Raw genomic sequence first — 26,621 nt, 5'->3', positions numbered from 1 at the left:
ATAGCAGACGACGGCCGCGCGCGCCGGACGGGTATCAGGCGATGGTCGCCTCGTCGGTGCGCTTGTCGCCGCGGTTGTCGATCCAGGTCACGGCGACCTTGTCGCCCTTGGCGCCGCCCTTGAACTTGAAGTTCAGGAACGGGTCCTTGGACACCGCCGGGCCGAACTGCGCGCGGAACACTTCCTTGCCCTTGCACTGGGCGCTCACGGTCTGGATATGCCACGCCGGAATGGTCTTGCCGGCGCCGTCCTTGCGCTGGCCGGTTTCCATGTCGTGCTTCATCAGAATCTTGACGTCTACCACGCCGCCGTTCTCGGTGGCGCGTACGCGCATCGGGTCTGCCATTGCTCTCTCCTGTTGCAGATGATCGTGGGTTGGCGGGGGCTCAACCGCCGCAGCCGCCCAAGGTGACCTTGATTTCCTTGGATGCCACGTACCACTTGCCGCCGGCCTTGACCGCGGCATGCACCACGGAGGTCTGGCCCATCTTCACGCGCGTGGAGACGAACGGTTCGGTGCCCGCCGGGATCACGAAATCCGCGGCCAGCGTGTTCGGGTTCTTCTCGACCATGATGGCGATCTGCTCGGTATCCGGGATCGCGCTGGTCACGGCCACCGGCACCACGGCGCCGTTCTCGGCGATGTCCGGGGCGTTGAAGGTGATGGCGGTGCTCTTCTCGGTAGCGCTGCCGCCCAGGGCCTTGATCACGTCGGCCACGCTCTTGCCGTCAAAAGCGGTCTTGTTCCACTCGGCTGCCTGGGCTTCGGTGATCAGGCCGGTTGCAGCCATCAGCGACAGGACAGCGGTGACCCGCAGCATTTCTCGTCGTTTGGAATTCATTGTGCTTAGCTCTCCAGCTACTCCGTTCCCACACGTGGTTGACCGCCTGGGGCGGTGCGTCCTGCATGCGGCCGGTGCTTGGCCGGCCGCTGTGCTTTGTGTCAGGCCCGCGTGGCGCATGCCCGCCGGCCCGTTGCATCGGTGCGTCTGCCCTTGCGGGCCTTGCTTACTTGGCCGGCGAGCCAGCCAGGACCCACTCCACCACCGTCTTCGCCTCAGCGTCGCTCAGGCCGGTGTTGGCGGGCATCGGCACAGGACCCCACACGCCCGAACCGCCGGTCTTGACCTTCTTGACCAGGGTCGCAACGGCGTTCTTGTCGCCCTTGTACTTGGCGGCCACGTCCTTGTAGGCCGGGCCAACCAGCTTCTTGTCGACCTGGTGGCAACCCATGCAGGCGTTCTTGTTGGCGATCTCCTGTGCCTTGGCGGCATCGACCGCGTGGGCCGATGCGGCGGCGCCCAGCATCAGCGCTGCGATGACAAACTGCTTCATTATTAAGCTCCAAGCTTTGTAAAGCCGTGGGGACGGCAAAGGCCGCGCCACAAACGGACTGCGCTGCGGCGCGACACACTCTGGCCGCCGCCTGGGGGCACTCCAGCGGCCAGTCCGCTATTTTGCCTCAAGAATCCACCCCACCATGGCGCGGATGTCCGAATCGGGGATCTGTGGCTGCGGTGGCATCGGCACGCTGCCCCAGGTGCCCTGCCCGCCCGCCTTGACTTTGCGCTCCAGCGCGGCGTGAGCATCACCCTGCCCGCGATACTTGCTGGCGATATCCGAGAATGACGGACCCACCACTTTGCGATCGAGGGCGTGGCACGCCATGCACTGGTACTGGCCGGTCAGCTTCGCGCCTGGTGCCACCGGCGCAGTGGCGACCGGCACCGCCCTCGCCGAAGCCAGCGCCACCACGCCGCGCGTGGGTCCGAACTCGCGCTGCTGCTGCGACAGGTCGCCGTGCGAATCGCGCGCGTAGTCCGGCATGGCCGAGACCACCTTCACGGTTGACTCGCAGTCCTTCATGCACGCGACGTTGTGCGTATCGGCCCGGCCGCGGCCGGGCCACATCCCGTGTTCCGTGGTCATGCCGTTGCGGTTCGGCATCTTGCGCTGCACCTCGGCGATGTTGGCGTCCGACAGCGTGAAGTCGGACGGGACAATCTCGCCAAGGTTCAGCAGATAGGCCGTGACGGCGTAGACATCGTCGGCGCTCAGGCTCCTCGGCGCATTCCACGGCATCGCGCGGTGGATGTAGTCCCACAGCGTGCTGACCGTGCTGACCTTCATCAGCGTGGTGCGGTACGGCTGGTTGCCGGTCATCGCGGCGACGCGGCCGCTGCGGATATCGTCGGCCGTGGTGCCGCCCACGATGGGCGAGAAGACTTCGTTCGATTCGCCGAAGTCGCCATGGCAGGACGCGCATTTGCCATCCCAGATCTTTTGTCCCTGCGCCACCGTGCCGCTGCCCTTGGGCAGGCCCTGGAAATCGGGGCGCACGTCGATGTCCCAGGCGGCCACCTCGGCCGCGGTCGCGGTGCGGCCCAGTGCCGTGCGTGCCGCGGCCGTGTCTGCCGTGCCAGCCCAGGCCGCGGAGGCCACGCAGCCGGCCGCCAGCGCCAGCGCGCGCGCCGTGTCAGCCCACATGGACATTGGACACCTCCCCGCCCTGGGCCACGTGCCAGCTCTGGATGGCGTTGTTGTGGTAGATCGAGCGCGTGCCGCGCACCGCGCGCAATTGCCCCATCCTGGGCTGCACGTATCCGGTTTCATCGATCGCGCGGCTTTGCAGGATGGCCGGTCCGCCGTCCCAGACCCAGTCCAGGTTGAAGCGCGTCAGGCACTTGGACAGCACAGGCGTTTCGAGCCGAGCCGTGCGCCAGTTGCGCCCGCCATCGGTCGAGACATCGACGCGGCGCACGCGCCCGCGCCCGGACCACGCCAGCCCGCTGATGTTGTAGAAGCCCTTGCCGACCATCTGCTGGCCGCCCGACGGCGAGGTGATGACGGACTTGCACTCCTGGATCGAGGTGTACTGGCGCAGCTTGCCGTCCGGCATCATGTCCACGTAGTGGATGGTCTCGTCCTTGGCGTTCCAGGGCTGGTCGCCCAGCTCCAGCCGGCGCAGCCACTTGACCCACGACACGCCCTGCACGCCCGGCACCACCAGCCGCAGCGGGTAGCCGTTCTCGGGACGCAGCATCTCGCCGTTCATGCCCCAGGCGACGATGATCTCGTCGGCCAGCTCCATCGGGATGGTGCGCGTCATGCCGGAGCCGTCGCCGCCTTCGGCCAGCAGGTACTTGCCGCGGCGCAGGTCCGCGCCGGCGTCGTCCAGCAGCACCTTGAGCGGCACGCCGGTGAATTCGCAGCAGGACAGCATGCCGTGGGTGTACTGCACCGTCGGCACCGCGACGTTGCCCCACTCCATGCCGGTATTGGCGCCGCACTCGATGAAATGCATGCGCGACACCGACGGCAGGCGCATCAGGTCGTCCATGGTATAGACGCGCGGCGCCTTGACCAGCCCGTTGATCATCAAGCGGTGGCGGGCCGGGTCGATGTCCTGCCAGCCCTGGTGGTGCCGCTCGAAATGCAGGCCGCTGGGCGTGATGATGCCGAACAGCCCCTGCAGCGGCGCAAACGCGACCGAGGCCGCCGACACGCGCGTCAGTCCCGGCGACTCGCGCCGCACGAGGTTCTTCTCATGGACCGAAGGCTGTCCGTACGGCCGCGCCGCCACCGGCTGGCCCAGAGATGTGGCCCACGGCTGCGGTTCCAGGATGGCGGGATCGCCATCAGCGGCCAGCGCGCGCCGGCCCAGGCCGACTGCCGCGATCCCGGCCGCCGCGCCGAGGAAGCTCTTGCGCAGGAAGTCGCGGCGCGGGCTGTCGAGCCCGTGCCGGGCAATGTCCTGCTGCAGCGAGGTGCTGACGAAGTGCTCGGGCGCGGGCACGATGCGCCCGCGCGGGGTGCGTTCCTGCAATGCCGTCTCCTCCGGCACGCTCGCCGTGGCGGCGCGCCTGTTCTGATGCGGTTTGCAGGAAGAGCCAGGCTACTGCGCGGCCTTGCGCCGCCGGGCGGGGGGTGGTGCGGGCTGGGCCATGAAACGGTCCACCGCGCCGGAGGTCAGGGCATTGTCCTCCAGCCGGCTGGCCACCTGCACGCAGACCGTGCGGCACAGCTCCACCACGCTTTCGTCCGCAATGGCGTAATACACCAGGTTCGCCTCCTTGCGGCGCGACAGCACGCCCGAGCGGTACATCGCGTTGAGATGCCGCGACACATTGGTCTGGGACGAACCCACCGTCTCGACCACCGTGTTCACCGGCTTCTCGCCATCGCACAGGGCGTGCAGGATCTTCAGCCGCGTAGGCTCCGCCAGCAGGCTGAAATACCCCGACACCTTTTCGAACACGCGATCCAGCTCTTCCATGAGATCCAATATATTCGTATATGCGCGAATGCGCATATAGTGTTTACCCGCTGCAATACACGCTGCAATACACGCTGCAATACACGCTGCGATACAGCGCGGAATCTACGACCGGCCGAGCAGCGGCATGGGCCTCACCGCTTCTTGCGCCCGTGTCGCCAGGTCAGTACCAAACTCAATATGTCCCGAGCCCGACAGACGTCCACATTTTAGCTCTTCGAGCATTGAATTCCTTGTTACGTCCGTCGCATAGAAATTTATTCTACTGATGAGACGCTGGGGCGGCGTTCTTCGAAAATCCTTTCCTCGAGCGGGACTCTATGATTTCAACCGAAGGAGCGTATCCAGCTGGTCTCAAGCCGGAATACGGGCGTTGAAAGGATGGGGTTAGCCCTGTCTTCCCAAAGGCAGACGGGAAAATAGAATACAGCTCGACCCTGCCAGGACAATATTTCAAAAGGAGGAGGAGGAGACATGCAAGAAGAGAAAGGTATTGTTCGGATTGCCCGCCTGGCCGCCCTGTCTGCGCTTGCGCTGATGGCGGTGCATGCCCATGCCGATCAGGTCGCCGATATCAAGGCCAAGGGCGAAATGGTATGCGGCGTGCTCGGTACTGACGAACCGTTCAGCTTCATCAAGGATCCGTCCAGCCGCGAAATTGTCGGGTATGACGTCGACCTGTGCAATGCGGTCGCCAAGAGCCTGGGCGTCAAGCCGGTGCTCAAGCAGATCGCGGTCGCCGCGCGCATTCCCGAGCTCCAGCAAGGTCACGTCGACCTGCTTGCCGCCTCGCTGACGCACAACAAGGAGCGGGAGTCCCAGATCGACTTCTCGCTGTCGACCTTCATCACCGGCCAGAAGGCCATGGTCACGAAGAGCAGCGGCATCACGACCCTCGAACAGCTTGACGGCAAGAAGGTCCTGACCGTCAAGGGCTCGACGATGGAAACCAACATCGCCGCCAAGATCAAGAACGCCTCGGTGGTGTCGTTCGACAACAGCCCGCAGGCGCTGCTGGCGCTCCAACAGGGCAAGGGCGTTGCGTATGTCAACGACGAGACCTCGCTGGTCAGCAATTTCTCGAAGCTTGGGCCCGCCGCCAAGGACTACACGCTGGTGCCGCAGTACCTTTCGACGGAACATCTCGCGCTGGGCCTGCGCAAGAACGAGCCCGCCCTTCACGCCCAGGTCAACAAGGTCTTGCTGGCCATGGAATCCAGCGGCGAAGCGCAGAAGCTGTACGACAAGTGGTTCGGGCCAACGACGAAGATGAACTTCCCGCCGCGCGCGTTCAAGATCTCCACCGACAAGATCGACTGAGTTTCGGTCACCTTCCCTGAAGCGCTGCCCGGCACCATGCCGGGCAGTTGCACGCCATGCCCAATTTCCACCTGTCGATGTTGCTGTCCGGCCAGTACCACGAATGGCTGGTCAGCGGATTCGTGATGTCGCTGAAGCTGTCGGCGCTCACGTTCGTGATCTCTCTGCCGCTCGCCATCGTGGTGGCCCTCTTGCGTCTCGCGCCATTTGCGCCCTTGCGGGCCCTTGGACAAGTCTACGTCGAAGCCATCCGCAATGTGCCGCTGCTCGCGCACATGTTGTTCTGGTATTTCGGCGCGCCGCAGTTGCTGCCCCTGGCGCTCAGGAGCTGGTTGTACGAACACAACTATGAAGCCGTCAGCGCGCTGATCGCCCTGGTGCTGTATACGGTGGCCTATATGGCCGAGGATATTCGCAGCGGCATTCGCTCCATACCGAAGGAGCAGCTCGAGGCCAGCCGCGCGCTGGGCTTGAGCTTCCTGGCAGCGATGCGATTGGTCGTACTACCCCAGTCGCTGCGCATTACCGTGCCGCCACTGGTTAGCCAGACCCTGAATCTCTGGAAGAACTCAAGCATTGCCATGGTGATCGGCGTGGCGGAACTGATGTACCAGGCGCAGCAGGTGGAAAGCGCCACGTTCCGCGGCTTTGAATCGTTCGCGTTCGCCACGCTGGCTTACCTTACCATTTCGATGACCATCACCTTGGTGTCCGTGTGGTATCAGCGCCGGTATCCGGTAAGGAGCGCGTAGCCATGCTTGATGTCATCCAGACGTATGGCGTCTACTTTCTTATCGGCCAGTATCCCAACGGTCCGCTGGGCGGCCTGCTGCTGACGATACTGCTGGCGTCGGCCGGACTCGTGCTGGCTTTGCCCGTCGGGATCACCCTGGGGCTGTGCCGGGTGAGCCCGTTCCGCACACTGCGCTGGCCGGCCACAGCGCTCGTCTATATCGTGCGGGGAACGCCACTGCTGATGGTGGTCTTCTGGGCGTACTTCCTGCTGCCCACGGTGACGGGCCATCGCACGGCGCAGTTCACGACCATGCTGACCGCGCTCGTGATCTTCGACGGCGCCTACCTGGCCGAGATCGTGCGCGCCGGGATCCAGGGGCTGCCGCGCGGCCAGATGGAGAGCGCGCGGTCGCTCGGCTTGTCATACGTTCAGGCGATGGTCCTGGTCATTCTTCCGCAGGCCTTGCGCAATATGCTGCCCTCGCTGGTGAACCAGCTGGTGTCGACGATCAAGGAGACGTCACTGGGCTATATCATCAGCCTGCCGGAAGCCTCATTCATCTCCGGTCAGATCAGCACGCAGATGCTTACCCAGGCGGCCCAGGTCTACCTGCTGCTCGCGTTCAGCTACTTCGTCATGTGCTTTGGACTGACCCGCTTTGCCTATCTGCTTGAGCGCAGGCTTGCCGCGCGTGCCCCGATGAAGGTGTGAAATGATTACCCTTGAGAATGTCAGCAAGTGGTACGGCGACTATCAGGCGCTGGTGGATATCAACGAAACGGTAGCGAAAGGCGAAGTCGTGGTCGTGTGCGGGCCTTCGGGCTCTGGCAAGTCGACGCTGATCCGGACCCTGAACCGGCTGGAAGCCATCCAGAAAGGCCGCATCGTCGTGAACGGCCTGGACGTGCACGCGCGCAATGTCGATGTCAACACGTTGCGCAGCGGCATCGGCTTCGTCTTCCAGCAGTTCAACCTGTTCCCGCACCTGACGGTGCTCGACAACTGCACGCTCGCGCCGGTGCGGCTCAAGCGGATGTCAGCACGCGAAGCGAAGGACTTTGCCATGAGCCTGCTGGAACGCGTTGGCCTGCCGCACAAGGCGCAGGCCTACCCGGGACAATTGTCGGGCGGCCAGCAGCAGCGTGTCGCCATTGCGCGCGCGCTCGCGATGAAGCCTCCTGTCATGCTGTTCGACGAACCGACCTCCGCGCTCGACCCGGAGATGGTCAATGAAGTTCTCCAGGTCATGAAGGGGCTGGCGCGTGACGGCATGACCATGGTGTGCGTCACGCATGAAATGGGCTTCGCGCGCGAAGTGGCGGATCGCGTGATCTTCATGGACCAGGGCCAGGTGCTCGAGCGCGCCAAGCCGGAGCGGTTCTTCCAGAAGCCCGAGCATCCGCGCGCGCAACGCTTCCTGTCCGATATCCGCTCGCCCTGGGTGTCCGCCGTCGTCGCCTGATGGCGGACCGGATTCGGAGAATGAATCCGGGCGTCCCCGCTGCGTTGAACTGACTGCGCCAAGGGGCGCGCCTGCGCCGACGCTAGCGACGTGCCAGCGGGCGGCCAGCCCAGAAGCGGCCGCCGTACACGTTGAGCAGCAGGCCGGCCATGACCACGGCGGCGCCGAGCCACTGGGCCGGCGACAGGTCTTCGCCCAGCAGCCCGTGCGCAGCCACCAGGCCGACCACCGGCACCAGCAGCGTGAGCGGCGCCACCTGGCTGGCCGGATAGCGGGTCAGCAGCCTGCCCCACATGGTGTAGCCGAACACCGTCGCGGCGAACGCCAGATACAGTACCGCGAACACGGCCATGCCCGAGACGTGCGTGAGGCTTGCCGTAATGCGCGCCGGCCCTTCGAACCACAGCGACAGCAGCGCAAACGGCACGATCGGAATCAGCGCCGCCCAGACCACCAGGCCCAGCAGGTCGACCGGACCGATCTTCTTGCTGACGATATTGCCGCTGGCCCAGCAGGCCGCGCCGCACAGCGTCAGCAGGAAGCCGGCAACGCTCATGCTGCCCGGAGCCGTACCCGTTGCAGCGCCCGAGCCGATCAGCACCAGTCCGCAGGCGGCCACCATCATGCCGGCCAGGTTGTGCCAGCGCACGGGCTCGCCCAGCCACAGCGCCGCGATGCCCACTGTGAAGAAGACCTGCGACTGCAGCACGAGCGAGGCCAGCCCGGCCGGCATGCCGACCGCCATCGCGTAGAACAGGAACGCGAACTGCCCGAGGCTGATGGTCGCGCCATAGGCCAGCAGCATGGGCAGCGGCACGCGCGGGCGCGGGACGAAGAAGATGGCCGGAAACGCCACCAGGCAGAAGCGCAGCGCGCCCAGCAGCATCGGCGGAACGCCCGCCAGGCCGACCTTGATGACGACGAAGTTGACGCCCCAGACGCAGACGATGGCTAGGGCTAGGAGGCGGTCTTTGGGGTGCATGGGAACGGGGGCGGCGCGGGGGCGGATTCGGAAAGCCCCAGCGTAGCAGTGCCCCGCGCCGGGGCATTGCACGTTCCTGCGGTTTTTGCCGAGACGGCTAACTCAGCATGTCGGCCCAGATTCCCTTTGCCCATGCCAGGGCAAAATCCCCCTCCGGCGCGTTCGGCGCCGCCGACAGCCCGCCAGAACCTGGCACCGTCACCATCGTCTTCTGCGCGGCGTCGTAGCGATGCACACTCGCCACATGCACCGCTTCGCGATCGGACGTGAAGCTGTAGCAGGTGTTGTTGTAGAGCGGCTCGGAATCCGGGGCACGACCCGATAGCAGCGCGACAATGGCCGCCGCGGCGACTTTGCCGTGCTGGTTGGCCATATGTCCCGATTTGGGCATCAGCGGCGCAATCTGGATGGCGTCGCCGAGCACGTGGATATTCGGCACGGCAAGCGATTCGAACGTCAGGAAATCCACCTCGCACCACCGGCCATTGGCGGTGGCCAGCCCCGCCGACACGGCAATTGCGCCAGCACGCTGCGGCGGCAGCACGTTGAGCACGTCGGCCCGCTCGTCATCCTGCACGTCGAACTTGAGCGTGCGCGTGGCGGCGTCGACATCGACGGCGTTGTATTGCGGCCGGTACTCCACCATGCCCTGGTACTGCGTGCCCCAGACCTTCCGGAACAGCGCCGCCTTCGAGGTGATGTCCGGATTGGCATCCAGGATCAGCACCTTGCTGCGCGGCTTGTGCCGGCTGAAATAGTGCGCCGCCTGGCAGGCCCGCTCGTAGGGCCCCGGCGGGCATCGGTAAGGCGCCAGCGGAATGCTGATCGCAAAGGTGCCGCCGTCCGGCATGGCTTCGAGCTGGCGCCGCAATGCCAGCGTCTGGGGGCCCGCCTTCCAGGCATGCAGGATCTGGTCGCCGCCGGGACGCTGCAGACCGGGCAGCGCGTCGCTCATCATGTCGACGCCGGGCGACAGCACCAGGCGGTCGTACGGCAGCACCGCGCCGCCGCCCAGGCGCACCGTGCGCCGGGCGGCGTCGATCGCCACCGCGTTGTCGCGCACGAGCTTCACGCCGTGGCGGCGCACCAGGGCGTCGTATGGCACGGTGATGTCCGCCATGCGCCGGCTGCCGCCGATCACGAGGTTGGACAGCGGACACGATACGAAGGCCGCATTGGGCTCCACCAGCGTGACGTCGATGGTGTGGCCGCTCCATTCGCGCAGGTAGCGCGCCGCCGTGGCACCGCCGTAGCCGGCGCCGACCACCACCACCTTTGCCGGCGCGGCTGCGCGTGCGCCCAGCGTACCCAGTGCAGCGGCGCCGGCCGCCACCTTCAGAAAGTTGCGACGTTGCATGGTGCCCCCCCTCACCTGATGGCGGCAAACCACGCGGCAATCGCGGCGACCTGGTCGTCGCTGTAGCCGTTGGCAATCTGGTGCATGACCGTAGCCGGGCGCGTGCCGGCCTTGAACGCCTGCATCTGCGAGACGAGTTCTGACTGGGGGCGGCCGGCCAGCGCGGGAATGGGACTGCCCGCAGGCGGGCGGCCGTGCGGACCATGGCAGCTGGTGCAGGCCGCGGCATGATTGCGGGCGCGCAGCGCCGACGCGTCGTTGTCGGCCGCGGAGGCGGTGCCGCACGCGATCGGCAAGGCCAGCACGGCCAGCGCCGCGGGCATGGGGATCCTTGTCATGGTCTCGCTCCGTGGACCGCCCGGCGGGCGGCGCGTGGCTACCGTATCACATTGCACGCGGGCGGACGGAACGAAATCCGCATGACGTCAGGCAGCCGGTGCTGCCTGACGGTGGGTTCGGATGCGGCTCAGGGCAGGCTGCGGCCCGGAGGCAGTGCCACCGGGGAAGCCACCGGCGACGTCACCGGAGTCGCAACGGCGCCATTGCCGGCCGACGAGTCGGCCGGCGCATTGACCGGACCTCCGACGCCCGGCACCGACTGCACGGGCGCCGGCGTACCGACGGTGCCGTCCGGCTGCGGGTTCTGCGAGGTGGAGGCCTGGTCCAGGCGCGCGCGCTCGGCATCACTCACGTAGTCGAAAGCCTTGACCACCTTGGCGACGCCGCTGGTGTTGCGGGCCACTTCCGTGGCGCGGTCGCCTTCGGCCGTGGTGACGATGCCCAGCAGGTAGACCACGCCCTTGTCGGTGGTGACCTTGATCGAGTTGGACGGCACGCCCTCGGCGGTCATGAGCTGGGTCTTGACCTTGCTGGTCAGGTAGGCGTCCTCGCTCTGCGTCAGGAACGACGGCGACGACGCGATCTCGAGCTCGTTGATTACCACGCGCGCGTTCTGCAGCCCGCGCACGTACTGGTCGACCTGTTGCTTCACATTGTCGTTCGCGGCTTCGCCGGTCAGCAGCACCTTGCGGTTGAACACGGTGACGCTCACGCGCGCCTGGCCGTTGTAGCGCGAGCTCAGCGTGCTGTCGGCCTCCATCTGCAGGCCGCGGTCGACGGTCTGCGTGGCGGTCGGGCGACGGTCGGTGGCAACCGCCACGCCACTGGCCACGGCACCGGCCATGACCGGGAAGCAGCCGGCGAGCTGGGTGGTACCGACGGCGAGCATGGCGGCCGTGAGCGCGATGCGGGTCAGTCGGGTGGCTTGGAAAGGCAGTTTGGTCATGCTGTCCTTGCTGTAGCTTGGGGTAAGTGGATCAGGCTTCGCCGAGCAATGCCTCGTCGATGCCATCGCACAGGCAATGCAGGGTGAGCAGGTGGACTTCCTGGACGCGCGCCGTTCGCTCGCTCGGCACGCACAGGTGGATATCGAATTCGTCGAGCATGGCGCCGATCTTGCCGCCGCCCTTGCCGGTCAGTGCGATCACGCTCATGTCGCGCTGGCGCGCGGCCTCGATCGCGGTGATCACATTGCCGGAATTGCCCGACGTGGACAGTGCCAGCAGGATGTCGCCGGGCTGGCCCAGCGCCTCGACCTGCTTGGAGAACACCACGCTGAAGTCGTAGTCATTGCCGATGGCGGTCAGGATCGAGCTGTCCGTGGTCAGCGCGATTGCCGCCAGGCCGGGCCGCTCGCGTTCGAAGCGGCCGACCAGCTCGGCGGCGAAATGCTGGGCGTCGGCGGCCGAACCGCCGTTGCCGCAGGCCAGGATCTTGTTGCCGCTGGTCAGCGCGCCGACCATGCGTTCCACGGCGGCGTCGATATACGGCGCCATCACGGCCGCGGCCTGGCGCTTGGTTTCGGCGCTGTCCAGGAATTGCTGCTGAATGCTTTCGATGCTCATCGCTCGATGGGGGCCTTATTGTTGCAGTGGCGGCACGGGCCGCGCAATATCGCGCATTATGAACCAGCGCGGCCGGTCAGCCGCGATCAGCAAAGGCCGCCGGCGGCATCCAGGTCGAAGGCGTGCTGCAGCCATTCGAGCCGGCCCGGCGCCAGCGCCACCACGTCGAACCGGCACGGCGGCTGCTGCGCCAGCGTCGCCAGGTAATGCAGCGCCGCCAGTACCACGCGCCGCTGCTTGGCCGGCGTCACGCTGGCCGCCGCGCCGCCAAACGCGGCCGCACTGCGCTGGCGCACCTCGACAAACACCAGCGTACCGTCCGGCGCGCACATGACCAGGTCGATCTCGCCGCCTTTGCAGCGATAATTGCGCACCACGGGCTGCAAGCCGTGCCGTTGCAGGTGGGCAAGCGCGCGGTCCTCGGCCAGCGCGCCGCGCGCCTGCGTCGTGCTTTTGAATGATCGAATCAACGGAAGTTCTCATGAGTGACTGGATCTCGCTGGCGGCCGGCCAGTCGTACCCGGCCGGCACGCTGTACGTCGTGGCGACCCCGATCGGCAATGTGGCGGACCTGTCGCTGCGCGCGCTGCATGTGCTGGGCCTGGCCGATGCCATTGCCTGCGAAGACACGCGCAATACCGGGCAACTGCTGTCGCGCGTGGGCCTGCAGCGCCCGCTGGTCGCCGTGCATGAACATAACGAACGCGAGGCCGCGGTCCGCATCGTGCAGCGCCTGGCCGCCGGCGAGCGCATTGCCTATGTGTCGGACGCCGGCACGCCGGGCATTTCCGATCCTGGCGCACGGCTGGTGGAGGCCGTGCGCGCCGCTGGCCTGCCGGTGGTGCCGCTGCCCGGCCCCAGTGCCGCCGTGGCGGCGCTGTCGGTCGCCGGCGAGATGCTCGACACCGGCGCTGGCCGTTTCACCTTTGTCGGCTTCCTGCCGAGCAAAGCCAAGGCACGCGCCGAGGCTATCGCCACGCTGGCTGCGCTCGACCACGCCTGGGTCCTGTATGAGGCGCCGCACCGCATTGCCGAGACGCTGGCTGCGCTGGCCGCTGGCCTGCCGGGCACGCGCCGGCTGCTGGTGGGGCGCGAGCTGACCAAGCTGTTCGAGGAAATCCCGGTGATGACCGTGGCCGAGGCGCCTGCGTGGCTGGCGGCAGAGGCCACCCGCGCCAAGGGCGAATTCGTGCTGGTCGTGGAAGGTGCGGCGGGGACTGTGGTTGACGGTGCGCCCGACGCCAAAGCGCAGCGCGTCCTGTCGTTGCTGCTGGCGGAGTTGCCCGCCAAGCGTGCGGCCAAGCTGGCCGCCGCGATCACTGGCGCGGATACCGATGCGCTCTACAAGCTGGCGCTGGCGCAGCGCGGCGGGGACTGAGGGAAAGCGGAGAAAGGCGGAAAAGAGGGCCGGGGCGCGCGGCGGCATGCGTCGGCCCGCGCCGCATCAGCGGCGCTTGTGCTTGGCCGTCGACCTGGCCTTCGCGGACGCCTTGCCCGACTTGGGCGCGAGCGAGTTGGCCAGTTCGGGCACTGCGACATCGTCATCGCCGGCGCCGTCGCCGGCTTCGTTGCCGCCAGCCTCGAACTGCGGTCCCAGCGCAGCCACTTCGGTGCGCGACAGGCGGCGGATTTCCACCTGCGTGGCGCCGTGGTCGACAAAGCCCAGCCGGCGCGCGGCGCCATAGGACACGTCGAGCACGCGGTTGCCATGGTATGGGCCACGGTCATTGATGCGCAGCACGGCCACCTTGTTGTTGCGCAGGTTGCGCACCAGCACCCAGCTGTCGAGCGGCAGCGACGGATGGGCCGCGGTCATCGCGCGCATGTCGAAGCGTTCGCCGTTGGCGGTCTTGCGGCCATGGAAGCCCTTGCCGTACCAGGACGCCATGCCGCGCTGCTCGAACGAGCCCATGTCGGCGCGCAGGCCGTCCAGCGAACGGCCGCTCAGGCTGCTGTCGTCCTGATCGAGACCAAACAGGTTCCAGCTGCCCGTATCGGGCTTGTCGGCCTTGGCGGTTTTCGACGTGCGGGCAGACTTGGTCGGCACCGCGCCGGAAGCCCCGGCGCCCAAAGAATCGCCGCCCTCGGGCGGCGTTGCACAGGCGGCCAGCACCACGGCACATGCCGTGCATGTGCCCAGTTTTGCCAGCCGCTGCCAGCCGGAGGAGATCGACAGAATCCAAGACATCGCGCGAGTCTATCATCGTACCGATGCAGCTATAGCATTGATTTTGTTACGAATTATGTGCGATCTCGCACGAAGGCCGGTCAATTCCCCGGAATCCACCGCCAGGCAAGGGATTCCGGCTGTCGGCCAATACCAGGATGGCTGTGCTTCAAACTGCATATTCAGAGCAGGAAACGGGCCTTGCGGCCGGCCGGCGCTACAATGCCGACACAACCCGCCGCATGTGACCGAGCCCGCCGCGGCCTACGAAAAATCACCCATGAAAGTCCTGCTGATCCCCGTTACGCCCTTCCAGCAAAACTGTTCGCTGCTGATCGACGAGCACACCGGCAAGGCAGCCGTCTGCGATCCCGGCGGCGACCTGGACCGCATCCTGGAGGCCGTGAAGGAGCAGGGCGTGACGCTGGAGAAGATCTTCCTGACGCATGGCCACGTGGACCACTGCGCCGGTGCCGCGGCGCTTTCGCGCCAGCTCGGCATCCCCATCGAGGGCCCGCACGAGGATGAGCGCTTCTGGATCGAACAGCTTCCGGAACAAACCCGCCGCTTCGGCTTTGGCCACCCCGAGGCGTTCGAGCCCGATCGCTGGCTCAAGGACGGCGATACCGTCCAGTTCGGCGGCGAAACGCTCGAGGTCTATCACTGCCCGGGCCATACGCCCGGCCACGTGGTGTTCTTTTCGCGCGGGAACCGGCTTGCGGTTGTCGGCGACGTGCTGTTTGCCGGCTCGATCGGCCGCACGGATTTTCCGCGCGGCAACCATGCGGACCTGATCCGCTCGATCCGCACGCGGTTGTGGCCGCTGGGCGAGGACGTGACCTTCATCCCCGGCCACGGTCCGGTGTCGACGTTCGGCGAGGAACGCCGCAACAACCCCTACGTCGCCGACCACCTCATCGACGCGGCCTGACCCGCGGGCCATCCCAGCAAGCGCCATGGCCAAGCGGCAAGCCCCCGATACCCGCCCGGAAATCTACGTCAGCACGGACATCGAGGCCGACGGGCCGATTCCCGGCCCGCATTCGATGCTGTCGTTCGCCTCGGCTGCCATGCTGGCGGACAAGACCGTGGTGGGCACGTTCTCGGCGAACCTGGAAACGCTGCCGGGGGCGGTAGGTCATCCGGTCCAGATGCAATGGTGGGAGACCCAGCCCGAAGCCTGGACCGCCTGCCGCCGCGACCTGCAACGGCCTGAGGAGGCCATGGTGCGCTACGTCGAATGGGTCGAGCGCCTGCCCGGCAAGCCGGTCTTCGTGGCGTTTCCGGCCGGCTTCGACTTCACGTGGATGTTCTGGTACATGATGCGCTTCGTCGGCCGCTCGCCGTTCGGCTGGGCCGCGCTCGACGTCAAGACGCTGGGCTTCGCGCTGACCGGGCTGCCGTACCGCAAGACCGTCAAGCCGGCCTTCCCGGACGCATGGAAAGACCCGCTGCCCCATACGCACGTGGCCCTGGACGACGCCCTGGAACAGGGAGCCCTGTTCTGCAATATGCTTGCAGAAGTCCGCGCCCGTGAAGCCAGGCTGGCTTCTGGTGAGGCTTCTGACGTAAGCGAACCTTCACCTCCACCGTTAGCGCCCTAAGCGACCCGTGGCGGCATATGTGCGCGGGCTGGCATCTGCGCCCAGCCCGCCTATAGTAAAGATGCAGGTGGCGACACCGGGTGAAACCTGACGACTTGCGATTCGCGGACCAAGCGCAATCACGCCATCTGCCTGCGTTCCCCTGTCGCCCGGCCTGCGCGGCTCCCGTCGAGGAGGTGTCGATCATGCGATTTCCTACCGACCTGCACTTCAAGGAACTGGCCGGCCGGATCCATTGGCCGCATCCCGCGCGCAATGACACGCAGATCACTCACCGCCACACCTCGGACGAGGATGCCGAAGTCGCCAAGGCGACCCTGTACGTGAGCACGGTCACGCTGGTCGTGCTGCTCGTGGTGTTGGCGGCAATCGCTTTCGGTCAGGAAGCCATGCACTGGTTGGGTGTTCATTAAACGACTCGCCTGAAGCGATCCAGCTTGACTGACCGGGCCGGCCTTCACTTTGTGAAGGCCGGTTTTATTTCGTCGCTGCGGATCAGGCGAGCAGCGCGGCGACCTTCTCCGGCGGGCGTCCGATGGCCGCCCGGCGGTTGCGCACCACCACCGGCCGCTGCAGCAGGATGGGATTGTCAGCCACGGCAGCCAGCAGCTCTGCGTCGGTCAGGCCAGGATCGGCCAGATCCAGTTCCTGGTATGGCGCTTCGTTGTCGCGCAGCATCTCGCGCGCCGACACACCGAGCATGGTCTGAAGCTGGCGCAGCGTGGCCAGCGACGGCGGGGCCTTCAGGTACTCCACGACCTCCACCGGTTCGCCGAGGCGTTCGGCGGCGGCCTCGACCAGGGCCAGCGTTTCGCGCGATTTCGAGCAGCGAGGGTTGTGATAGATCGTGATCATGGCAGGCGTCCTTCTTGTCGAATAATCACGCACTATATACGTGCACCGGCGCAGTGCAAGCTCGTCGGCGGAGCCCGGCACGCATCGTGCTGTTCCGGTGCATATTTATCTTCCCGCGGATTGCGGCGTGTCCACCTCGACCATGACGAACTCCTCCATGCCGGCACCCACGGTGCGGCAGCGCAAGACCTTCACCCTGCGTGATGCCGGACCGGCCGATGTGCCGGCCATCCAGGCCATCTACGCCCATCATGTGCTGCACGGCCGCGCTTCGTTCGAGGAAGTGCCGCCAAGCGTCGACGACATGCAGCAGCGCATGGCCGAAGTCCTGCGCAAGGGCCTGCCCTACCTGGTCGCCGAGCGCGACGGCGAGGTGCTGGGATATGCCTACGCGTCGTCGTACCGCGCGCGCAGCGCTTACCGCTTCGCGATCGAGGACTCCATCTACATCGACCACCGCTGTGTCGGCGAGGGCCTGGGTCGGACGTTGCTGGAAGCGCTGATCGCGCGCTGCGAGACCGGACCGTGGCGGCAGATGGTGGCGGTCGTTGCGTGCACCGCCAGCGGCGAGGGCGCGGGGTCGCTGGCCGTGCATGAGCGGCTGGGTTTCCGCACGGTCGGCCGGCTCGAAGCGGTCGGCTTCAAGCATGGGCAGTGGATCGACACGGTATTGATGCAGCGCGAGCTTGGAACCGGGCGAGGCAGTCTGCCGGAGTAGGCGGAGCCACCAGCTTGGTGCATAGAAACGCACTCAGCTGCTCTAATCATTGGATTTGAGAATAATTTGACGGCGATAAATTTTAATTTGATTTATCCCGTGCATCTATTTGTAGGTTCGTGGCATTCGGTGGGGCTGCGTGGAAGGCAGAAACCAAAACAGCCCGCATCGCTGCGGGCTGTCTTCAAGATGGTATGGCTGCCGGCTTACTTCATCAGGTCCGACAGCGCCAGCGCCACCACCTTGGTCGCGCGGTTCAGGTCATTGAGGCGCAGGTTCTCGTCCGAGTTGTGGCCGCGCGCTTCCATCAGCGTGCGCGGGCCGGCACCGTACAGCACGGTCGGGATGCCGCGCTTGGTGTAGTGGCGCGCGTCGGTGTACAGCGGCACGCCCTGCACCGGGATGTCCACGCCGAACACGGACTCGGCACGGCTCTTCAGCGCGCCGATCAGCTTTTCCACGCCCGGCAGTTCCGACAGCGGCTCGGCCAGGATGATGCGCTCGACCTTCACTTCGATGCCCGGACGGTCCTTGGCGGCCTTTTCCACCACGGCGCGGATCTCGCCCTCGGCGTCGAAGCCGATTTCCTCGGGGATCATGCGGCGGTCGACGCGGAAGGTCACCAGGTCCGGCACCACGTTGGTGTTGATGCCGCCCTTGATCAGGCCGACGTTCAGCGTGGCGGTGTCGATGCCCGGCACCTTGGACTTGCGCGTGGCCAGTTCGGCGCGCAGGCCGTAGATGGCCTGCAGGATGTGCGTGGCGGCCTCGATCGCGTCCACGCCGGTGTGCGGCATGGCGGCGTGGCCCTGCTTGCCCTTCACGGTCACTTCGACGTGCAGGCAGCCGTTGTGCGACGACGTGATGCCGTACGAGAAGCCGGCCGAGATCGCGTAGTCGGCCTTGCTCAGGTTGTTGTCGAGCAGGAACTTGGGACCGATGTCGCCGCCGGTTTCCTCGTCATAGGTGAACTGCAGCTCGACCGCGCCGTTGATCCTGGCGCCCTGCTTCTCGGCTTCCATCAGCGCCAGCACGGCGTAGGTGTAGGTGGCGAAGTCCGACTTGGACACGGCCACGCCGCGGCCGTACATGACCGGGCCGTGCTCGCTATCGGCGATCTCGCCGCCGTACGGGTCCTTGGTCCAGCCCAGGCCCGGGGGCACCACGTCGCCGTGGGCGTTCATGGCGATGACCGGGCCGCCCGTGCCGAACTGCTTGCGCACGATCAGGTTGGTGGCGCTGATCATGCCGGCGGCCTTCACCTGCTCGTCAGGCACCTTGTGCGCTTCGACGGTGAAGCCCAGGCCTTCGAGCAGTTCCTTGGCGCGCTTGCCATGGGCGTCGCAGTCGCCCGGCGGGTTGTCGGAAGGCACCTTGACCAGCTCGGCCAGGAAGGCTTCCTGCTGCGGGCGGTGCTGGTCGATGAACGTCGTCAGCGTGGTTTCGATCGGGTTCATATTGTCTCGTGCGGTCATGTCTTGTTCTCGGGGATTGTGCTGTAGCTTCAGGAAGCGCTCCAGGCGCGCTCGGCTTATTGCTGGCGCCGGAATTGCTCGACGAAATCGCTGAACACGCGCGCGGACAGCTGGGCGTCCTCGGCGGTCATGATTTCGGTGGGGTGGTGGCTGATGCCGCCGTTGCCGCAGCGCACAAACAGCATGGCCACGTCGGCAATCGCGGCAATGGCCATGGCGTCATGGCCGGCGCCGGAGGGAAGGTGGCGCACCGGCACGCCCTGGCGGGCGATGGCGGCGGCCCATTGCTCCTGCAGCCACGGGGCGCAGGGAACACTCTTGGCTTCGTGCGTCTTGCGCACCTGCGCACGCACGTTGCGGCGTGCGCACACGCGTTCGATTTCGGCCAGCACGTCATTGACGGCGGCCTCGCGCTCGGCGTCTTCGCCGCAGCGGATGTCGATGGAGAACACCGCGCGGCCCGGCACCACGTTGGTGGCGCCATTGGGCACGTTGAACTGGCCGACCGTGCCGACCAGGCCCGGCTTGCCGCCGCAGCGCTTCTCGATGTACAGGCCGATCTCGGCACCGGCCATGGCCGCGTCGCGGCGCATGTCCATTGGCACCGTGCCGGCGTGGCCGGCCAGGCCTTCGAGTTCGACGATGAAGCGGCTCGCGCCGGAAATGGCGGTCACTACGCCGACCGGCAGGCCTTCGTTGAGCAGCACCGGGCCCTGTTCGATATGGACTTCGATGAAGGCCAGCACCTGCTTCGGGTCATGCGCGGCGGCCGGCAGGCCGGCCGGGTCGAAGCCGGCCGCGGCCATCACCTCGCGCATGGTCTTGCCGCTGTCGTCGACGTTGTCCAGCACGTTGTTGTCGAAAGTGCCCGCAATCGCGCGGCTGCCCAGCAGCGTGGCCTTGAAGCGCACGCCCTCTTCTTCCGCGAACCCGACCACCTCGACGGCGAACGGGAAACGCTTGCCCTGGCGGTTCCATTCGGCGACGCAGGCAATCGGCAGGATCACGCCGAGATTGCCGTCATAGCGGCCGCCGTCGCGCACGCTGTCAAAGTGCGAACCGGTCAGCAGCGCGGGGGCGCCCGGCTCGGTACCTTCATAGCGGCCGATCACGTTGCCGGCGGCGTCGCGGCGCACCGTCATGCCCGCGGCCTGCATCCACTCGGTCAGCTGCGCGGCGGCACCGTGGTGGGCTTCGGTCAGGTAGGTGCGGGTGAGCATGCCGGGCTGCTCGGTGTGGACGGCCAGGGCGTCGTGCCAGGCCATGATGCGCGTGCCGATGTCTGCGGCCGGCGACTGGTTTGCTGCCATGCGTTGTCTCCTGCTGGAAGGACTTGAAGCGGCGGCACGCGGGCTGGCGGGGGCGCCAGTCGGGGCGCTGTCTGGTTAAAGGCGCCCAGGGCCGAAGCTCTATTCTGTGCGATTCATGGTAGCACAGTGAATTCAAAAATTGCATACAAAAATTATATGCACTATATTCGGTCCAACGTTCAGACAATCTGCTGCGGACAATCCCGTCCCAACAATGGATTGCGCGGATTCCGCCCCAACAGGGGGGCTGTCCGCGAAGTGATGCGTCCGTGACCCGACGGTGCGTCCTGAACGGCAGGCCGGCAGCCCGGATGGTGAATGCAGTACGGGCGGCAGGCATTCCTGGAATCAGATAACGGGCGGGCCAGCGAAAGGCGCCAGGCAGCGACCCGGTACGGAGACAACCATGCAGCACGCAGTCCAGTCGCGCCCCGCCCCTGGTGGCCGCCTCCACACCCGCTTTACCCGCTCGCTGTTCGGCCAGGTGCTGATCGCCCTCGTGATCGGCACGGTGCTCGGCATACTGTTCCCCGAGTTCGCCGCCAAGCTCAAGCCGCTTGGCGATGCCTTCATCAAGCTGGTCAAGATGCTGATCGGCCCCATCGTGTTCTGCGTGGTCGTGGCCGGCATCTGCGGCGCGGGCGAACTCAAGAAGGTCGGCCGCGTGGGCATCAAGGCGGTGGTGTACTTCGAGATCGTCACCACCATAGCGCTGGCGCTTGGCATCCTGCTGGCCTACGTGTTCCATCCGGGCACGGGCATGAACGTGGATCCGCGCTCGCTCGATGCTTCCGCGATTGCAGGCTACATCGAGAACGCCACCAAGGTGAAGAGCGAGGGCACGGCCGACTTCCTGCTCAAGCTGATTCCGAACACGATCATGGGCGCCTTCGCCAGCGGCGACGTGCTGCAGGTGCTGCTGGTCTCGGTGCTGTTCGGCTGTGCGCTGTCGCTGGTCGGGGAAAAGGCCAAGCCGCTGGTGAGCCTGGTCGACACCTTCTCCCACACCCTGTTCAAGATGATGGGCTTCATCATCAAGCTCGCTCCGCTGGGTGTGCTGGGCGCAGTCGCGTTCACGGTCGGCAAGTACGGCATCGGCTCGCTCAAGCAACTCGGCTTCCTGGTGGTGCTGTTCTACGGCGCGGTAATCATCTTCGTGCTCGTGGTGCTGGGGACCATCATGCGGCTGTCCGGCTTCTCCGTGATCAAGCTGATCCGCTACCTGCGCGCCGAACTGCTGGTGGTGCTGGGCACTGCCTCGTCCGACAGCGTGCTGCCGCAGGTGATGAAGAAGCTCGAGTTCATGGGCATCAAGAAGTCCGTGGTCGGCCTGGTGATCCCGACCGGCTACTCGTTCAACCTCGACGCATTCTCGATCTACCTGACCCTGGCAGCCGTGTTCATCGCGCAGGCCACCAACACGCCGCTGGCCATGGGCGACCTGCTCGGCATCCTCGCGGTGGCACTGATCACCTCGAAGGGCGCGCATGGCATCCCCGGCTCGGCCATCGTGATCCTGGCGGCGACGCTGTCGGCGCATCCGGCCATCCCGGCCATCGGCCTGGTGCTGGTGCTTTCCGTCGACTGGTTCATCGGCATTGCCCGCGCCCTGGGCAACCTGATCGGCAACTGCGTGGCCACTGTGGTGGTGGCGGCCTGGGAGAAGGATATCGACCGCGGCCGCGCGCACGACGTGCTCAATGGCAAGGTGCCGGCCACCGAGCTGGACGAGGGCCTGCCGGTGGCCGATGCGGCCGAAGCCGTGGCGCCTGTGCCGTCACCCGCGGCGGGGCGCTAGAATCTCGGCATTTCCTCCAACGCGCAGGCCCTGCGCCCATGCAAGCCATGCCCGAGCATATCGATCCCGACATGACCGCCGAAGCGATCGCCGAAGACATCGTCGCGGCGATCGTCTCGCACCGGCTGCCCCCGGGCACCAAGCTGCGCGAGGAAGCCCTGGCCAGCGTCTACCGCGTGAGCCGCACCAAGGTGCGCGCGGCGCTGCTGATGCTGTCCAAGGACAAGGTCATCCAGATCGTGCCGGACAAGGGCGCCTTCGTCGCCAAGCCGAGCGCCGAGGAAGCGCGCGAGGTCTTTGCCGTGCGCCGCATCCTGGAAGCGGCGCTCGCGCGCGAGTTCGTCGCCAAGGCGCGCCCGGCCGACTACAAGCGCATCGACAAGCACCTGTCCGCCGAGCGCAAGTCGATCGAAGGCATCGACGCGCAGACCCGCACCCGGCTGCTAGGCGATTTCCACATCGTGCTGGCTGAAGTGGTCGGCAACAGCGTGCTGACCGAGATGATGCGCGAGCTGTCGACGCGCAGCGCGGTGATCACCATGCTGTACCAGTCGCGGCGCGATGCGGCCTGCTCGTCCGACGAGCATCGCGAATTCATCGAAGCCGCCCGTGCCGGCGATGTCGAGCGCGCCGTGTCGCTGATGGTCGACCACCTGAGCCACGTCGAGGCCGCCCTGCACTTCGAGGAAAACGAACCCGCGGCACGCGGCAAGGACCTGGTTGCGGCGCTGCTCGCCTGACTGCTTGACGCCGGTCAAAGCGTTTGCGCTGACTGCGATGCAATATTGACCCCGCTCGTGAAGACGCGGGGGCGCACTTCACGGGCACTGCGCCTACCCGATCTATCTGGCAGGCCGCCCGCCCACCGCAATGGTGTGCGGGCTTTTTCTTTTAATGGTGCGGGCTTTTTCTTTTTGTAAGCCTGTCTTCGCCGATTGCCGCGCCGCCGCGTGGCGCCACATAATTTCCGGTGTTGCGGCGCGGCATTGCGCAGGGCGTGCATGAACGGAATCCGTCTTCGGGTTAGCATGTCGCAGGCCCGAGCCAGCGATAACGACAGACAGGAGACACCCATGCACGCTTGCACCCACCCTGACCCCTGCCGCAACTGCCGCAATACCTGGCCAAGCGCGCGCGCACCGCGCTGAACCTGGCCCTGCTTCCCCTGCCTCCCTTTACGTGAACCGCCGGCATGCCGCACGCAAGCCGGTGCCTTGTCTCGCTCACCCACTCAACAGAGGGAATCCCATGTCCAGTGCATTCCGCCCTGACGCGCTCGCCGGCAAGACTGTCTTCGTGGCTGGTGGCTCGTCCGGCATCAACCTTGGCATTGCCCAGAGCTTTGCCCGCGCCGGCGCAAAGCTCGCGCTGATCAGCCGCGACCCGGCGCGCGTTGCAGCCGCCGCGGCCACCATCACCGAGGCCGGCGGCACCGCCATCGGCATGGCCGCCGACGTGCGCGACTACGCCACCGTGGACGCCGCGCTGAAACAGGCGCGCGACACGCTCGGCCCGATCGACATCGTCATCTCGGGCGCGGCCGGCAACTTCCTGGCGCCGGTGGTCGGCATGTCGGCCAACGGCTTCAAGACCGTGGTCGACATCGACCTGATCGGCACGTTCAACGTGTTCCGCGCGTCGTTCGACTACCTGAACAAACCCGGCGCATCGCTGATCGCGATCACCGCGCCGCAGGGCGTGAACGCGATGATGTTCCAGGCCCACGCGTGCGCGGCCAAGGCCGGCATCAACATGCTGGTGAAGTGCCTGGCGATGGAATGGGGCCCGGCCGGCGTGCGCGTGAACGGCATCTCTCCCGGCCCGATCGCGGAGACGGAAGGCATGGCGCGCCTGGCACCGACGCCCGAGATGGAAGCGCTCTACAAGGGCCGCCTGCCGCTGCGCGACTACGGCAGCAAGCAGGACATCGCCGATGCCGCGCTGTACCTGAGCTGCGACAACGCGCGCTACGTGACCGGCACCATCCTGGACTGCGACGGCGGCAGCAAGCTCGGCGACGCCTCGGCCAACGCCCTGAAGACCAACTGAACCCCAAGATCATCCGAAGGAATACAGCCCGATGACCTCCCCCGTGCTCTGCCACGCCAGCGAAGGCGTGGCCACCATCACCCTGAATCGTCCCGACGTCCTGAACGCGCTCAACGCCGACCTGCTGCGCGAGCTGCGCGCGGCCGTGGACCGGGCCGCCGCCGATGAGTCCGTGCGCGCCGTCGTGCTGACCGGCGCCGGCCGCGGCTTCTCCTCGGGCGCGGACCTGTCCGCGCGCCAGAATGCCGGCGGCGAGATGGCCGACTCCGGCGCGCTGCTGCGCGAACGCTATCACCCGATCATCCTCAAGCTGCGCGAGATGCCCAAGCCCGTGATCAGCGCCGTGAACGGCGTTGCCGCCGGCGCCGGCATGAGCATCGCGCTGGCCGCTGACGTGGTGCTGGCGGCGAAGTCGGCTTCGTTCCTGCAGGCATTCTCGAAGATCGGCCTGGTGCCCGATGCCGGCAGCACGTACTTCGTGCCGCGCTACGCGGGCGAGATGCGCGCGCGTGCGCTGGCCATCCTGGCCGAGAAGATCGATGCGGAAGAAGCCCAGCGCATTGGCCTGGTATGGAAGGTCCACGCCGACGACGCGCTGCAGGCCGAGGCCGCCAGGATGGCCAACCACCTGGCCAACATGCCGACCTTCGCCTATGGGCTGATCAAGCAGGCGCTCAACGCCAGCTCCGGCAACGACCTGGCGGCGCAGCTCGAGCTGGAGGCGACGCAGCAGTCGCTGGCCTGCCGCAGCGAGGACTTCCGCGAAGGCGTGGCCGCCTTCGTGGCCAAGCGGCCGCCGCAGTTCAAGGGCCGCTGAGCGCTCCATCGCCGTTTGCATTACCCCCGGGATGGCATCCCGGGGCATCACGAGAACAACACAAGGAGACGCATCATGCTGGGCCTCATGCAAGACCGTCCGTTGTTGATTTCATCGCTGATCGAGTACGCGACGGCGTACCACCCGCAACAGGAGATCATCTCGCGCACCGTGGAAGGCGGCACGGTGCGCAGCAACTATGAGCAGGTGCATCGCCGCTCGAAGCGGCTCGCCAACGCGCTCGCCAAGCTCGACCTGAGCGAAGGCGACCGCGTCGGCACGCTGGCGTGGAATACGCACCGGCACCTCGAGATGTATTTCGGCGTGTCGGGCTCGGGCGCCGTGCTGCATACGGTCAACCCGAGGCTTTTCCCCGAGCAGATCGAATACATTGTCAACCACGCCGAAGACAGCGTGCTGTGCTTCGACAGCTGCTTCGCGCCGCTGGTCGCGAAGCTCGCGCCGCAGCTCAAGACGGTCAGGCACTACGTCGCCATGACCGATCCCGAGCACATGGCGGCGCTGGCTGCGATGGGCATTCCGAACCTGCTCTGCTATGAAGACCTGCTCGCCGGCAGCAGTGAGGATTTCGACTGGCCCCAGTTCGACGAGCGCACCGCGTCGTCGCTGTGCTACACGTCCGGCACCACGGGCCACCCCAAGGGCGTGCTTTACTCGCACCGGTCCACGGTGTTGCACAGCCTCAAGGCCAGCGGCGCCGACACCTTCGGCGTGAGTCCGGCCAGCAGCATCCTGATGATCGTGCCGCTGTTCCATGCCAACGCGTGGGGCCTGCCTTACGCGTGCGCGATGAACGGCGCGAAGATGGTACTGCCGGCCCAGCACCTCGACGGCGAAAGCGTGTACCGGCTGCTGCGCGACGAGCGCGTGAACTACTCCACCGCAGTGCCCACGGTGTGGCTGATGCTGTTCCAGTACCTGGACGCGCACCCTGAAATCAACCCGCGCGACGAGCTGGTGCTGCGCGTGGCCGGCGTGGGTGGCTCCGCCGCACCGGCGGCCATGATCGAGCGCTTCGAAAAGCAGTTCGGCGCGACGCTGATGCAGGGCTGGGGCATGACCGAGACCAGCCCGATCGGCGTGATCAACACGCTGCTGCCGCAGCATGCCGGCCTCGGCGAGGCCGAGCAGCTCAGGATCAAGCTCAAGCAGGGCCGCGCGCTGTGGGGTGTCGAGTTGCGCATCGAGGACGACGAAGGCCAGGCGCTGCCGCACGATGGCAAGGCGTTCGGCCGGCTCAAGGTGCGCGGACCGTGGATTGCCTCGGGATACTTCAAGGCCGAGCATGACGCGCTCGACAACGACGGCTGGTTCGATACTGGCGACGTGGCCAATATCGACCCTGAAGGCTACGTGCAGCTGGTGGACCGCGCCAAGGACGTGATCAAGTCCGGCGGCGAGTGGATCTCTTCGATCGACCTGGAGAACGCCACCATGAGCCACCCGGCCGTGGCCGAGGCGGCCGTCATCGGCGTGCCCCATCCCAAGTGGCAGGAGCGGCCGCTGCTGATCGTGGTGAAGCGGCCCGATCAGGATGTCACGCCGGCCGAGCTGCTCGCCTTCCTGGCGGGCAAGGTAGTGCGCTGGTGGGTGCCTGACGACGTGGTGTTCGTCGATGCGCTGCCACATACGGCCACCGGCAAGCTGCTCAAGCTGAAGCTGCGCGAGACCTACCGGAACTATGTGCTGCCGACCGCGCAAGACGAGCGCACGGCGTAAGACCGGCTGCCCGCGCCGCCGCGGTGCGGGCAGCCATTCCCAACACTGAAC

Annotated in this window: 30 protein-coding genes; 14 read left to right on the top strand and 16 right to left on the bottom strand. The window is 66.5% G+C overall.

All coding sequences use genetic code 11. The features are described from left to right. Positions 1–34: 34 nt before the first annotated feature. From soxZ to AC3FNH_RS12410, 6 genes are all read right to left on the bottom strand, one after another. Positions 35–346, bottom strand: a complete 312-nt coding sequence (soxZ, locus tag AC3FNH_RS12435) for a thiosulfate oxidation carrier complex protein SoxZ (RefSeq protein ID WP_276098852.1) — start codon at positions 344–346, stop codon at positions 35–37. Positions 347–386: 40 nt separating this feature from the next. Further along, positions 387–842, bottom strand: coding sequence for a thiosulfate oxidation carrier protein SoxY (soxY, locus tag AC3FNH_RS12430; RefSeq protein ID WP_488720245.1), 456 nt, complete (start codon positions 840–842; stop codon positions 387–389). A gap of 166 nt (positions 843–1,008) precedes the next feature. Beyond that, entirely contained in the window at positions 1,009–1,335 is a 327-nt protein-coding gene (locus AC3FNH_RS12425; protein WP_276098854.1) for a c-type cytochrome, read from the bottom strand. A gap of 117 nt (positions 1,336–1,452) precedes the next feature. Beyond that, positions 1,453–2,493 (bottom strand): c-type cytochrome, encoded by a 1,041-nt coding sequence (locus AC3FNH_RS12420; RefSeq protein ID WP_488720244.1) that lies wholly within the window; start codon positions 2,491–2,493, stop codon positions 1,453–1,455. After that, on the bottom strand, positions 2,477–3,826 hold the full coding sequence (gene soxC, locus AC3FNH_RS12415; protein WP_488720243.1) for a sulfite dehydrogenase: 1,350 nt from the start codon (positions 3,824–3,826) through the stop codon (positions 2,477–2,479). Before soxC ends, AC3FNH_RS12420 begins: the two co-directional genes overlap by 17 nt. A 69-nt stretch (positions 3,827–3,895) precedes the next feature. Then, complete coding sequence (locus AC3FNH_RS12410) at positions 3,896–4,312, bottom strand: ArsR/SmtB family transcription factor (RefSeq protein ID WP_488720242.1); 417 nt, start codon at positions 4,310–4,312, stop codon at positions 3,896–3,898. A 438-nt stretch (positions 4,313–4,750) separates the two neighbouring features. Here AC3FNH_RS12410 and AC3FNH_RS12405 point away from each other — a divergent pair, with 438 nt between their 5' ends. Genes AC3FNH_RS12405 through AC3FNH_RS12390 form a run of 4 tightly spaced genes read left to right on the top strand, consistent with a single transcriptional unit; the run spans position 4,751 to position 7,794 of the window. Then, positions 4,751–5,596 (top strand): ABC transporter substrate-binding protein, encoded by an 846-nt coding sequence (locus AC3FNH_RS12405; protein WP_276098858.1) that lies wholly within the window; start codon positions 4,751–4,753, stop codon positions 5,594–5,596. A gap of 56 nt (positions 5,597–5,652) precedes the next feature. Then, positions 5,653–6,348: an amino acid ABC transporter permease gene (locus AC3FNH_RS12400; RefSeq protein WP_276098859.1), complete on the top strand. Its 696-nt coding sequence runs from the start codon at positions 5,653–5,655 to the stop codon at positions 6,346–6,348. 2 nt (positions 6,349–6,350) lie between these two features. Beyond that, the gene (locus tag AC3FNH_RS12395; protein WP_276098860.1) at positions 6,351–7,043 is read left to right on the top strand and encodes an amino acid ABC transporter permease; all 693 of its coding nucleotides are present in this window, start codon (positions 6,351–6,353) and stop codon (positions 7,041–7,043) included. A 1-nt stretch (position 7,044) separates the two neighbouring features. Continuing rightward, positions 7,045–7,794, top strand: a complete 750-nt coding sequence (locus tag AC3FNH_RS12390; RefSeq protein ID WP_488720241.1) for an amino acid ABC transporter ATP-binding protein — start codon at positions 7,045–7,047, stop codon at positions 7,792–7,794. Positions 7,795–7,876: 82 nt separating this feature from the next. Here the strand turns inward: AC3FNH_RS12390 and AC3FNH_RS12385 are convergent, their stop codons facing one another. The 6 genes from AC3FNH_RS12385 to AC3FNH_RS12360 form a co-directional block, all read right to left on the bottom strand. Beyond that, positions 7,877–8,776, bottom strand: coding sequence for an EamA family transporter (locus AC3FNH_RS12385; RefSeq protein ID WP_488720240.1), 900 nt, complete (start codon positions 8,774–8,776; stop codon positions 7,877–7,879). A 97-nt stretch (positions 8,777–8,873) separates the two neighbouring features. Then, complete coding sequence (locus tag AC3FNH_RS12380) at positions 8,874–10,133, bottom strand: FCSD flavin-binding domain-containing protein (protein WP_488720239.1); 1,260 nt, start codon at positions 10,131–10,133, stop codon at positions 8,874–8,876. 11 nt (positions 10,134–10,144) lie between these two features. Then, positions 10,145–10,471, bottom strand: coding sequence for a c-type cytochrome (locus AC3FNH_RS12375; protein WP_488720238.1), 327 nt, complete (start codon positions 10,469–10,471; stop codon positions 10,145–10,147). Positions 10,472–10,599: 128 nt separating this feature from the next. Next, entirely contained in the window at positions 10,600–11,418 is an 819-nt protein-coding gene (locus tag AC3FNH_RS12370; RefSeq protein WP_276098865.1) for a BON domain-containing protein, read from the bottom strand. A 31-nt stretch (positions 11,419–11,449) separates the two neighbouring features. Next, a complete protein-coding gene (locus AC3FNH_RS12365; RefSeq protein WP_276098866.1) occupies positions 11,450–12,037 on the bottom strand; it encodes a phosphoheptose isomerase in 588 nt (195 codons plus the stop codon). A gap of 86 nt (positions 12,038–12,123) precedes the next feature. Beyond that, complete coding sequence (locus AC3FNH_RS12360; protein ID WP_276098867.1) at positions 12,124–12,507, bottom strand: YraN family protein; 384 nt, start codon at positions 12,505–12,507, stop codon at positions 12,124–12,126. An 11-nt stretch (positions 12,508–12,518) separates the two neighbouring features. Between AC3FNH_RS12360 and rsmI the strand changes: the two genes are divergently transcribed. Next, complete coding sequence (rsmI, locus tag AC3FNH_RS12355) at positions 12,519–13,415, top strand: 16S rRNA (cytidine(1402)-2'-O)-methyltransferase (RefSeq protein ID WP_276098868.1); 897 nt, start codon at positions 12,519–12,521, stop codon at positions 13,413–13,415. A 66-nt stretch (positions 13,416–13,481) separates the two neighbouring features. Here the strand turns inward: rsmI and AC3FNH_RS12350 are convergent, their stop codons facing one another. Next, complete coding sequence (locus AC3FNH_RS12350) at positions 13,482–14,225, bottom strand: septal ring lytic transglycosylase RlpA family protein (RefSeq protein ID WP_276098869.1); 744 nt, start codon at positions 14,223–14,225, stop codon at positions 13,482–13,484. Between the two features lie 259 nt (positions 14,226–14,484). Here AC3FNH_RS12350 and AC3FNH_RS12345 point away from each other — a divergent pair, with 259 nt between their 5' ends. The 3 genes from AC3FNH_RS12345 to AC3FNH_RS12335 all read left to right on the top strand — a co-directional run bounded on the left by AC3FNH_RS12345 (position 14,485) and on the right by AC3FNH_RS12335 (position 16,221). After that, a complete protein-coding gene (locus tag AC3FNH_RS12345) occupies positions 14,485–15,135 on the top strand; it encodes an MBL fold metallo-hydrolase (RefSeq protein WP_276098870.1) in 651 nt (216 codons plus the stop codon). 25 nt (positions 15,136–15,160) lie between these two features. Continuing rightward, a complete protein-coding gene (locus AC3FNH_RS12340; RefSeq protein WP_488720237.1) occupies positions 15,161–15,808 on the top strand; it encodes an exonuclease in 648 nt (215 codons plus the stop codon). 185 nt (positions 15,809–15,993) lie between these two features. After that, positions 15,994–16,221, top strand: coding sequence for a hypothetical protein (locus AC3FNH_RS12335; protein ID WP_276098872.1), 228 nt, complete (start codon positions 15,994–15,996; stop codon positions 16,219–16,221). Between the two features lie 82 nt (positions 16,222–16,303). On the opposite strand, the gene arsC is transcribed toward AC3FNH_RS12335, so the two are convergent. Next, the gene (gene arsC / locus AC3FNH_RS12330) at positions 16,304–16,663 is read right to left on the bottom strand and encodes an arsenate reductase (glutaredoxin) (RefSeq protein WP_276098873.1); all 360 of its coding nucleotides are present in this window, start codon (positions 16,661–16,663) and stop codon (positions 16,304–16,306) included. Positions 16,664–16,805: 142 nt separating this feature from the next. Between arsC and AC3FNH_RS12325 the strand changes: the two genes are divergently transcribed. Beyond that, positions 16,806–17,381, top strand: a complete 576-nt coding sequence (locus AC3FNH_RS12325; protein ID WP_488720295.1) for a GNAT family N-acetyltransferase — start codon at positions 16,806–16,808, stop codon at positions 17,379–17,381. A gap of 206 nt (positions 17,382–17,587) precedes the next feature. Here AC3FNH_RS12325 and AC3FNH_RS12320 read toward each other — a convergent pair whose 3' ends face one another. Both AC3FNH_RS12320 and AC3FNH_RS12315 read right to left on the bottom strand, forming a co-directional pair. Next, a complete protein-coding gene (locus AC3FNH_RS12320) occupies positions 17,588–18,856 on the bottom strand; it encodes a M20/M25/M40 family metallo-hydrolase (RefSeq protein ID WP_488720236.1) in 1,269 nt (422 codons plus the stop codon). A 56-nt stretch (positions 18,857–18,912) separates the two neighbouring features. Then, positions 18,913–20,166: an allantoate amidohydrolase gene (locus AC3FNH_RS12315; RefSeq protein WP_488720235.1), complete on the bottom strand. Its 1,254-nt coding sequence runs from the start codon at positions 20,164–20,166 to the stop codon at positions 18,913–18,915. A 406-nt stretch (positions 20,167–20,572) separates the two neighbouring features. On the opposite strand from AC3FNH_RS12315, the gene AC3FNH_RS12310 reads away from it, so the two are divergent. The 5 genes from AC3FNH_RS12310 (at position 20,573) to AC3FNH_RS12290 (ending at position 26,570) form a co-directional block, all read left to right on the top strand. Continuing rightward, a complete protein-coding gene (locus tag AC3FNH_RS12310; RefSeq protein ID WP_488720234.1) occupies positions 20,573–21,964 on the top strand; it encodes a C4-dicarboxylate transporter DctA in 1,392 nt (463 codons plus the stop codon). Positions 21,965–22,011: 47 nt separating this feature from the next. Further along, positions 22,012–22,704 carry a GntR family transcriptional regulator gene (locus AC3FNH_RS12305; protein ID WP_488720294.1) on the top strand — a complete coding sequence of 231 codons (693 nt, stop codon included), beginning with the start codon at positions 22,012–22,014 and terminating at the stop codon, positions 22,702–22,704. 508 nt (positions 22,705–23,212) lie between these two features. Further along, positions 23,213–24,013: an SDR family oxidoreductase gene (locus AC3FNH_RS12300; protein WP_488720233.1), complete on the top strand. Its 801-nt coding sequence runs from the start codon at positions 23,213–23,215 to the stop codon at positions 24,011–24,013. A 31-nt stretch (positions 24,014–24,044) separates the two neighbouring features. Next, entirely contained in the window at positions 24,045–24,830 is a 786-nt protein-coding gene (locus tag AC3FNH_RS12295; protein WP_488720232.1) for an enoyl-CoA hydratase-related protein, read from the top strand. Positions 24,831–24,905: 75 nt separating this feature from the next. Further along, a complete protein-coding gene (locus AC3FNH_RS12290; protein ID WP_488720231.1) occupies positions 24,906–26,570 on the top strand; it encodes a long-chain-fatty-acid--CoA ligase in 1,665 nt (554 codons plus the stop codon). Positions 26,571–26,621: the final 51 nt, after the last annotated feature.

This window comes from Cupriavidus sp. 22TCCZM01-5 (genome assembly GCF_057798915.1).
Note: the sequence above shows the minus strand (reverse complement) of the source record. Positions and strands in the feature narration are given on the sequence as shown.

What these genes read in the sequence shown, in the direction of transcription:
- AC3FNH_RS12300 (WP_488720233.1), top strand. Translation starts at nt 23,213, where the DNA reads ATGTCCAGTGCATTCCGCCCTGACGCGCTCGCCGGCAAGACTGTCTTC.
- AC3FNH_RS12375 (WP_488720238.1), bottom strand. Translation starts at nt 10,471, where the DNA reads ATGACAAGGATCCCCATGCCCGCGGCGCTGGCCGTGCTGGCCTTGCCG.
- rsmI (WP_276098868.1), top strand. Translation starts at nt 12,519, where the DNA reads ATGAGTGACTGGATCTCGCTGGCGGCCGGCCAGTCGTACCCGGCCGGC.
- AC3FNH_RS12380 (WP_488720239.1), bottom strand. Translation starts at nt 10,133, where the DNA reads ATGCAACGTCGCAACTTTCTGAAGGTGGCGGCCGGCGCCGCTGCACTG.
- AC3FNH_RS12425 (WP_276098854.1), bottom strand. Translation starts at nt 1,335, where the DNA reads ATGAAGCAGTTTGTCATCGCAGCGCTGATGCTGGGCGCCGCCGCATCG.
- AC3FNH_RS12315 (WP_488720235.1), bottom strand. Translation starts at nt 20,166, where the DNA reads ATGGCAGCAAACCAGTCGCCGGCCGCAGACATCGGCACGCGCATCATG.
- AC3FNH_RS12370 (WP_276098865.1), bottom strand. Translation starts at nt 11,418, where the DNA reads ATGACCAAACTGCCTTTCCAAGCCACCCGACTGACCCGCATCGCGCTC.
- AC3FNH_RS12335 (WP_276098872.1), top strand. Translation starts at nt 15,994, where the DNA reads ATGCGATTTCCTACCGACCTGCACTTCAAGGAACTGGCCGGCCGGATC.
- AC3FNH_RS12305 (WP_488720294.1), top strand. Translation starts at nt 22,012, where the DNA reads ATGCCCGAGCATATCGATCCCGACATGACCGCCGAAGCGATCGCCGAA.
- AC3FNH_RS12420 (WP_488720244.1), bottom strand. Translation starts at nt 2,493, where the DNA reads ATGTCCATGTGGGCTGACACGGCGCGCGCGCTGGCGCTGGCGGCCGGC.
- AC3FNH_RS12310 (WP_488720234.1), top strand. Translation starts at nt 20,573, where the DNA reads ATGCAGCACGCAGTCCAGTCGCGCCCCGCCCCTGGTGGCCGCCTCCAC.
- AC3FNH_RS12320 (WP_488720236.1), bottom strand. Translation starts at nt 18,856, where the DNA reads ATGACCGCACGAGACAATATGAACCCGATCGAAACCACGCTGACGACG.
- AC3FNH_RS12295 (WP_488720232.1), top strand. Translation starts at nt 24,045, where the DNA reads ATGACCTCCCCCGTGCTCTGCCACGCCAGCGAAGGCGTGGCCACCATC.
- AC3FNH_RS12385 (WP_488720240.1), bottom strand. Translation starts at nt 8,776, where the DNA reads ATGCACCCCAAAGACCGCCTCCTAGCCCTAGCCATCGTCTGCGTCTGG.
- AC3FNH_RS12365 (WP_276098866.1), bottom strand. Translation starts at nt 12,037, where the DNA reads ATGAGCATCGAAAGCATTCAGCAGCAATTCCTGGACAGCGCCGAAACC.
- AC3FNH_RS12345 (WP_276098870.1), top strand. Translation starts at nt 14,485, where the DNA reads ATGAAAGTCCTGCTGATCCCCGTTACGCCCTTCCAGCAAAACTGTTCG.
- arsC (WP_276098873.1), bottom strand. Translation starts at nt 16,663, where the DNA reads ATGATCACGATCTATCACAACCCTCGCTGCTCGAAATCGCGCGAAACG.
- soxZ (WP_276098852.1), bottom strand. Translation starts at nt 346, where the DNA reads ATGGCAGACCCGATGCGCGTACGCGCCACCGAGAACGGCGGCGTGGTA.
- AC3FNH_RS12410 (WP_488720242.1), bottom strand. Translation starts at nt 4,312, where the DNA reads ATGCGCATTCGCGCATATACGAATATATTGGATCTCATGGAAGAGCTG.
- AC3FNH_RS12400 (WP_276098859.1), top strand. Translation starts at nt 5,653, where the DNA reads ATGCCCAATTTCCACCTGTCGATGTTGCTGTCCGGCCAGTACCACGAA.
- AC3FNH_RS12390 (WP_488720241.1), top strand. Translation starts at nt 7,045, where the DNA reads ATGATTACCCTTGAGAATGTCAGCAAGTGGTACGGCGACTATCAGGCG.
- AC3FNH_RS12395 (WP_276098860.1), top strand. Translation starts at nt 6,351, where the DNA reads ATGCTTGATGTCATCCAGACGTATGGCGTCTACTTTCTTATCGGCCAG.
- AC3FNH_RS12340 (WP_488720237.1), top strand. Translation starts at nt 15,161, where the DNA reads ATGGCCAAGCGGCAAGCCCCCGATACCCGCCCGGAAATCTACGTCAGC.
- AC3FNH_RS12290 (WP_488720231.1), top strand. Translation starts at nt 24,906, where the DNA reads ATGCTGGGCCTCATGCAAGACCGTCCGTTGTTGATTTCATCGCTGATC.
- soxY (WP_488720245.1), bottom strand. Translation starts at nt 842, where the DNA reads ATGAATTCCAAACGACGAGAAATGCTGCGGGTCACCGCTGTCCTGTCG.
- AC3FNH_RS12405 (WP_276098858.1), top strand. Translation starts at nt 4,751, where the DNA reads ATGCAAGAAGAGAAAGGTATTGTTCGGATTGCCCGCCTGGCCGCCCTG.
- AC3FNH_RS12325 (WP_488720295.1), top strand. Translation starts at nt 16,806, where the DNA reads ATGACGAACTCCTCCATGCCGGCACCCACGGTGCGGCAGCGCAAGACC.
- AC3FNH_RS12350 (WP_276098869.1), bottom strand. Translation starts at nt 14,225, where the DNA reads ATGTCTTGGATTCTGTCGATCTCCTCCGGCTGGCAGCGGCTGGCAAAA.